This is a genomic window from Bacteroidota bacterium (genome assembly GCA_016706865.1).
Lineage (GTDB): Bacteria > Bacteroidota > Bacteroidia > Chitinophagales > BACL12 > UBA7236.
Genome location: JADJIS010000002.1, coordinates 1559080 through 1566269, shown reverse-complemented (window position 1 = coordinate 1566269; position 7190 = coordinate 1559080). Strand labels below are relative to the sequence as shown.

The window sequence follows — 7190 nt, the reverse complement described above, 5'->3', positions numbered from 1 at the left end:
AATAGATAATCGGCCTCCGATCTTCTTTGCCCATTCGTTGCGAATAAAGCTTCATTATTTGTCTGATTGTGTTCATACTAATTGTTTTATTCGCCATGATTTATTAAGTTTACAGAATCGTCATAATACGATAATGCAAACAGTAAAAATCACCGTGCTAAAACAGTATAATCAACTCAAAAATGCAGGGCCTGGTCCAACATGAAACAGGTGGGGCCAGTTTCGATTACAGAGATGGGGTCAGTTTGTTCCGCAGAAGTGGGGGTCAGTTTAAATTGCTCAGGTGGGGTCAGTTTGACTGGAATTTCCACATTGAGTAGCTGAATTACTAAATATATTTAGGCAGTAAACTACCTTAACAGTTATACTGTTTTCAACTTCAATTTTTTGACCATTTCTATGAAATCATCAATAAACTTGTGTGTCGAATCAAGATTTTGCTGCTCATTCCAAGATTCCTTGAATTTTTTATAATCGTCCACGTAATTTCCGCAGGAGTTGCCCAATTATCAATAGAATCTTCTGATTGAAGCATCATCTAAAACATCAGCTAAAGTCGGATAATCCAAAAATGCTATCGGTCATATCAAAATAGCGCATAATTGTTTGTAGGTCATATCCGTAACCTGGTCCACTTAGATATCCATAAACTTACTTTCAGCTCCTCCGGGAAAGCGAAGCACTTGAGGTTGAATATCGCTAATCCACTGCCACCGATCTAAACTAGAAGAGTCGTTAGGCATTTGCAACCTTTGAAAAATACCTGCAGTTGCAAATCCGAATAAACTTTTAGTGACTGTTTTTTTTGGTTGAACCTAAATTTATCGTTATTATAGAATCTAGGATTCCAAGTTTAAATTCTTCAAATTCCGTTGTTATAGTGTCATATCCTAAATACCAGACCGTATCTATTCCATCTACTACCGTTTCCTGAACAAGACCATTTGTGTCTGGCATTCCTTCCTCAACAGGCGGAATTGTATCATCGTAAATAAACATACCTTTAAAACCATCAGAAAAATAAACGTGGTTACATTATTCATACTAAGTAAATAACTTACTGTAAACATACATACCACTAAATAGGTAAGTTTGTGGAGATGGCGTGATTCGTTGGTTTAGAATTCATATTGTTACATTTTAAGTTATAAAAATTATTGATTTCAAAATTTGTTTCAAATATGTATAAAAAGAAATGGATGTTAGGCATTAAATTATTCCAAAATAGAGGCACTGATATATCCGGATGTATGAATGCTAAATCTCACGCCTTGACTTTAGCAATTAGTGTTCCTGACATCCTAATAAAAATTACCAGTTTTCTTATGTAGAGCAACCAAACACTAATTTTTTTAATAGTCATTTCTTTTTATATCTGATACGAATTTAAACCTTTTATCGTAATAAGGCACAATCTGCTATTAAGGTCAATGTTTGATTCCAATGCGGCGCTGGTTTTTTACTTTATATCATCGGATTTCAAGTTACTTTCTTGTAATAGCGGTTGCGGACGTGGATGTTAGGGCTGTGGTGGTAGTGGTTGCGCTGCATTTGAGACCCTTTTTGGCCCAAATTATGTTTTAATCCCTGCTTTTGCCTATATTTATGAAAACTTAGCTCTTTTACCCTTAGTGACATGTATGTTTGACCTGAAGTGCCTCCTTACACCCAGCCTGCTACATTTGTTCGAGCTATAGACACGAACACTTAACCACCAAGAATGACCGACAAGAATCAACAGATAAAATCACTGATAGAGCACAACGACGAACTCGAAAATTATTTCCGCAATACCATTATACCTCAATTGTTTATTGACGGCAACCTCAAATTACAGAAATTTACACCGCCGGCAATGAAACAGTTCAACCTTGCTAAAACTGATATTGGCAGGCCAATTGACGACATAAAAGACAACTTCTGTTTTCCTTCTATCATCGAAAATATTCAGCAAGTAATTGATAGCAACGAAATTCTGGAGAAGGAGATCCAAACCACAGATCTGCGTTGGTATCAGATGAATATTATTCCTTATGTGAAAATGCGCGACAACAAGACCGATGGGGTAATTATCACTTTTGTGGAGATCACCATGCGCATAAAAAACCTGAAGGAACAGGAAAACTGATAGCTGACCACGAAATTCTGTTGGATACCATTTCGCACGATATCAAAAAATCCTCTATCCAACCTTGTAATAGCAATTGAGCTGTTTAAAAATATAACTCCGGAGGATGAACAGGAGTTCAAATCTTCTAAAAATTGTAGACAGCTCTCTCACAAAAATGCATCTCCTGATAAGTGAGCTCACCGAAACCCGCAAAACCGAACATAAATACAAAGCCGAAATAGAACTGCTCAATTTTGAACATATATTGGAAGATGTGCGCCTCACGCTCAACGACAATATCAGTGCAATTGGTGTGAAAATAAAAAGCGATATACAGGTATCAGAGATCACCTACTCACGCCGGAAACTGCGATCTGTAGTGTATAATCTGGTGAATAACGCCATCAAATTCAGAGCTCCCGACCGAAGACCCGAGATTTTGATCACCACCACACGCAACGATAACTTTATTGTTATTTCTGTAAAAGACAACGGAATAGGAATAGACCCCACCAAACAGGAAGCCATTTTCTTCCAAATACTATCGCCTCGAAAATGAAATAGAGGGTTCGGGCATAGGATTGTATCTCGTTAAAGAAATTGTTAACAGCACCGGAGGTAAAATTCTGGTGCAAAGCACTCCAAATGAAGGGACGGAATTTAGGGTGTTTTTAAAGATAGATCATTAGAATAAATAAATATTTTTTTAATTATCACTTTTATGCAGAACATAAAACCAATAAAAAGAAATGAATTTCTTGCACCGCTTAGCCGCGAGCATCATCAGGCTCCTGCTCTGCTGGAAAATTAAAACAGGATTTTCAAAAGGTATTGATGTGCAAAGAATAAAAAAATTATTGCGATTGGTTTTACCAAACACATTTGATTCAACATTTCGAATTGGAAGAAAAATTAGTTTTTCCAATTTTAGGGAATCAGCATCAGCATGTTCTAGATGCACTAGATCAACACCGCCAACTTAAAGAATTATTTAACGATACACCAAATGTTTTATCCCTTCAAAAAATTCAGATCGAATTGGAAAAACATATACGTTTTGAGGAGAGAATACTTTTTAATGAAGTTCAGGATATTGCAACTCCCCAGCAACTGGAAAACATTCAGACCATTCACAAGGAAGAAGCTTTTGTGAAAATGAGTTGGATGTATTTTGGAAATGAAATAACTTAATTTTTCCTGACAGGTTTTTTAATTTTCCATCCACCATGTGTCGAAACGGATGATTTCGTAGCCATCAGGATCCCAACGGTAATCGCTTTCACCTTTTTTTAGTAAGTTGAGATTTTCCTTTGCAAATTAGTAACTGCCTTGAAATCGTAATTTTCTTTATTAAGGCCTTGAGTAATTTTAAAATTATTTTTAGGCCTAGCTATGTTTTTTGTTCGAACAGCATCAACAATTTTCTAAATGTTTCAGTTCTATATTCTAACCAGTCATAATTCTTCAATTCAATTATGCAAAGCATTTCTAGAATTTTATATCCTAACCACCACCCTGCTTTATCTTTAGTTAATGTGGTCTGTTTCTGTAAAATGGCTAATGATTCACTAAAATTGTTTAAAGCAAATTCATAATTTGCACGAAAAACATCCACCTAGAGTGAAATACATTACCAGTTTTAACGATTTTAAATGAGGTTACGATCTTAATTTGAGCTTCTGCTTTAATAAATTCCTTCGTAGTCAAATATGCTACAAATAAATTTCATATAATCCAACTTGATTTGGACTACCATGATAGAAATAGTCCATATGATCTACTGCATATCTTATTGAGTCATCAAATTTATATAATTGCAGACTTATGTTTGATAAATATAATCCCGCAGAACCCATAGCATCTTTTGAATGAACCGCAGGGCTATTTTTTATTAGATCTGCATATTTTAATGCAACTTTTAAACCTTCAATATAATCACTAGTTAAGTGATAAAAACTATTTGACTTCTGGTAGTAATATGCTAAAATATTTGCATTGGGATTTCTATCTACTAATTCTTTTAAAAGTTTATTTGCCTCTCTTGATTTTTCTATATAGCTTAAATCCTTATTCGCAGCATACAAATTCGGCATAATTATTTGACGCTGATAATCTGCTGCCATTAATTTGTCTTTATATCATCTATATGAAGCACTTTGTCCTTGGAAAGTTGAAGGTAATTTTGAAGAGTTCGAGATAGTCCTCTTCTTTGTTTGTTTTAAATCCTTTAACAATAACAATTCTTCATCTAATTCATATTTATTGGCAATTTTTTCGGCTTTAACTAAAACATCTCGTGCACTTGTAATTAATTGCCTATCAAGTAAAATGTCCGCTTCCATAATCATCATCCTAACTTGATATCTACTTTCGTAAAATTTAGATTTAAATCGTTTTGAGCCTTCACCCCAGAACAATATTTTAATGCATCGTTATAAAGTCTTTTCTTTAACATAGAAAAGGCCGCACCAGGTTTTGTATCCATAAAATTGGCGGCTTCCTTGTCACTTTTAGGGCTATTTTTGAGAGTTATTTCAAATAGTTTATTTCTTAATATGGTGTCCTGTCTGCTATTTATCGCATAGTATTTACGCAAACTGCTGATCTCAGTAGGTGAAAATGTTTGTATAAGTTGAGTTATTTTTTTCATAATTTTGTTACTTATGGCAGAATAAACAGACTTTACTTTTGTCACTAATTACTACCTGTTAGCATACACACAGCAGTTTTGTTTACTACCCTTATCGCATCTGTCAGCATACTTGTTAGCCCTTAACACCATGTATTTGCATGTAACAGACTTTTTATTCAGTTTTAATAATACAAATAACAGCTAAATTAACTTAACCTTCTAAATTTAACATTATGGCAATCCTTTTTTCTATTCTTATGTCTTTGGGTATCTTTTCTAACCCTTCAAACAACAATGGTAACATCCAAATGAACGATGCACAGCATCATAATTCAAATGTAAATGCAAGAGGCAACGTTTGGGACACTGAAATAGGTGGATAATTAGCCGGATTTCATTAGTCTAACTAAGGCTTGAGCTACCTTCCAATTTTTAAAGGAGGGCAATAAATCTATGTGTTAATTTTTACCACGTATTATTTCGATAATTGCTTGATTATCAAAATGATATGATATTGCTATACCAAACCCTCTGTTGAATTGACCTGATTTTTTCCTTTGCCTGTATTTTTTTTCGAGTGACCTTGCACCCTGTAATCAGAAACCAAAAAAAATTTACGGGTATATGCTTCACACACTTTTAAAAAACGAGCCTTTAAAAAAGCGAAATGTTGGTCCCGATCAAATCGTCGCTTGAACACATGTATTGTCACCACGACGGTTGGAAATTGCATAACAAATACAACTGGACGAACAAGTGTTTTGATTTTCTTCTGCAGAAGGAATCGCAAACCGGGGTAGAGCGGGTTATTGTAAGTGTAAACTTAGATAACCAGGTAACACGACACCATTACGACAATTTGCAAAAACTGTCGAAACGCTTACACCACGGCGGCAAGTCACCCGTTAAAAAGATTTTAGTATTCGACAATCCCGTAGCATTTGAAGCCGCACCCGCGGATGTGGAGTTGATCTCAGTGAACGAATTGCTGAATGTAAGGCTACGGGCCACGGAACCAAAGCTTGTTGCTTGATTTAACCCTTAAGGATTTCGTGGCCCATTTTATCCCTCTTGGTTAGGAGGTAAGACTCATTGTGAGAGTTAGGGGCAATCTCTATCTTGATATTGTCCACAATTTCTAACCCGTAACCCTTCAAAGCTACCCGCTTTTAGGGTTATTCGTTATTAGTTTCAGTTTTCGAATTCCAAGGTCGCGTAGAATTTGAGCACCTACACCATAATCGCGCTGGTCCATGGTGAAACCGAGTTCTAAATTTGCTTCCACGGTATCCATTCCGCTTTCTTGCAATTTATAGGCTTTGGAGTTTATTTAATAATCCAATTCCCCTTCCTCCTGCTGCATATATAATAATACACCGGTTCCGCTTTTTCTATCATTTTCATTGCGGCATGTAATTGATCGCCACAATCGCAACGCAAAGAACCAAGTATATCGCCTGTTGCACAGGAAGAGTGCACACGAACCATCACTGCATCATCCTCATTCCAGCTACCTTTACCAAAGCAAGGTGCACTTCACCGGTTGTTGTTTGGGTGTAGGCATGCAATTCAAAATTTCCGAATTTGGTGGGCAAGGTAACTGCAACTTCTTTTGTGATGAGCGTTTCTTTTGAAGACGATATTCAACCAGGTCTTTTATAGAAATAATTTTCAGCTTATGTTTTTCTGCAACCTTGATAAGGTCGGGCAGCCGCGCCATGGTTCCATCCTCATTCATGATCTCCACTAAAACTCCCGCTGGTTCAAAACCTGCATAACGGGCGAGATCTATAGCTGCTTCTGTGTGACCTGTCCTTCTTAATACACCACCTTTTTTTGCACGTAATGGAAATATATGTCCGGGGCGAGCTAGATCTTTAGCTGTTATTTCAGGGTTAATTAATGCTTTAACACACAGTGACCGGTCGATGGAACTGATACCGGTTGTGCAGCCATGTCCGATAAGATCCACCGAAACAGTGAATTGCGTGGAATGCAATGCAGTATTATCATCCACCATTAAACTCAATCCCAATTCCTCACAACGATCTTCAATTAAGGGAGCACAGATCAATCCTCTGCCATGTGTTGCCATAAAATTGATGATCTCAGGTGTGGCATTGCGTGCTGCAGTGATGAAATCGCCTTCATTTTCGCGGTTTTCATCATCTACAACAATAATCAATTTGCCATTTTTTATATCTTCTATCGCTTCCGGGATAGTGTTTAATTTTATTTCGTCCATGTCGTTTTTTAGTATTTATTCTACGTTTCGCTGTGTGGGATTCCAGGTGTTGGTCTTTATTCCTCTAACCCATTTGACAAATCCTAACAACAATGCCAGGTTCATCATATAAAAAATAGGCTATCAGTCTGAGTGCAAAGTTATGGATATTTAAGCTGCTGAACAGCCTGTCGATAAGGGGGGAAATAAATCCCAGCAATTGC

5 protein-coding genes and 3 pseudogenes are annotated in these 7190 nt (G+C 36.4%); 3 read left to right on the top strand and 5 right to left on the bottom strand.

The genetic code is table 11. The annotated features are described in order from the left end of the window. Nucleotides 1-789: 789 nt before the first annotated feature. Complete coding sequence (locus tag IPI31_09585; GenBank protein ID MBK7568061.1) at nucleotides 790-999, bottom strand: hypothetical protein; 210 nt, start codon at nucleotides 997-999, stop codon at nucleotides 790-792. Nucleotides 1000-1720: 721 nt separating this feature from the next. Here IPI31_09585 and IPI31_09580 point away from each other — a divergent pair. Continuing rightward, nucleotides 1721-2799 (top strand): annotated as a pseudogene (locus IPI31_09580) (PAS domain-containing protein). Nucleotides 2800-2831: 32 nt separating this feature from the next. After that, nucleotides 2832-3301 (top strand): annotated as a pseudogene (locus IPI31_09575) (hemerythrin domain-containing protein). A 521-nt stretch (nucleotides 3302-3822) separates the two neighbouring features. Here the strand turns inward: IPI31_09575 and IPI31_09570 are convergent. From IPI31_09570 to IPI31_09560, 3 genes are read right to left on the bottom strand one after another with little or no spacing between them, the layout of a single operon-like run. Further along, nucleotides 3823-4233 carry a hypothetical protein gene (locus IPI31_09570; protein MBK7568060.1) on the bottom strand — a complete coding sequence of 137 codons (411 nt, stop codon included), beginning with the start codon at nucleotides 4231-4233 and terminating at the stop codon, nucleotides 3823-3825. 15 nt (nucleotides 4234-4248) lie between these two features. Then, on the bottom strand, nucleotides 4249-4452 hold the full coding sequence (locus IPI31_09565) for a hypothetical protein (GenBank protein ID MBK7568059.1): 204 nt from the start codon (nucleotides 4450-4452) through the stop codon (nucleotides 4249-4251). Between the two features lie 5 nt (nucleotides 4453-4457). After that, nucleotides 4458-4760, bottom strand: a complete 303-nt coding sequence (locus IPI31_09560) for a hypothetical protein (GenBank protein ID MBK7568058.1) — start codon at nucleotides 4758-4760, stop codon at nucleotides 4458-4460. 215 nt (nucleotides 4761-4975) lie between these two features. Here IPI31_09560 and IPI31_09555 point away from each other — a divergent pair, with 215 nt between their 5' ends. Continuing rightward, nucleotides 4976-5125, top strand: a complete 150-nt coding sequence (locus tag IPI31_09555; protein MBK7568057.1) for a hypothetical protein — start codon at nucleotides 4976-4978, stop codon at nucleotides 5123-5125. A 651-nt stretch (nucleotides 5126-5776) separates the two neighbouring features. Here IPI31_09555 and IPI31_09550 read toward each other — a convergent pair. Further along, nucleotides 5777-6987 (bottom strand): annotated as a pseudogene (locus IPI31_09550) (bifunctional 3,4-dihydroxy-2-butanone-4-phosphate synthase/GTP cyclohydrolase II). Nucleotides 6988-7190 lie beyond the last annotated feature (203 nt).

Coding starts and splice junctions, on each gene's coding strand:
- IPI31_09570 (MBK7568060.1), bottom strand. CDS start 4,233: ATGGCAGCAGATTATCAGCGTCAAATAATTATGCCGAATTTGTATGCT.
- IPI31_09565 (MBK7568059.1), bottom strand. CDS start 4,452: ATGGAAGCGGACATTTTACTTGATAGGCAATTAATTACAAGTGCACGA.
- IPI31_09560 (MBK7568058.1), bottom strand. CDS start 4,760: ATGAAAAAAATAACTCAACTTATACAAACATTTTCACCTACTGAGATC.
- IPI31_09585 (MBK7568061.1), bottom strand. CDS start 999: ATGTTTATTTACGATGATACAATTCCGCCTGTTGAGGAAGGAATGCCA.
- IPI31_09555 (MBK7568057.1), top strand. CDS start 4,976: ATGGCAATCCTTTTTTCTATTCTTATGTCTTTGGGTATCTTTTCTAAC.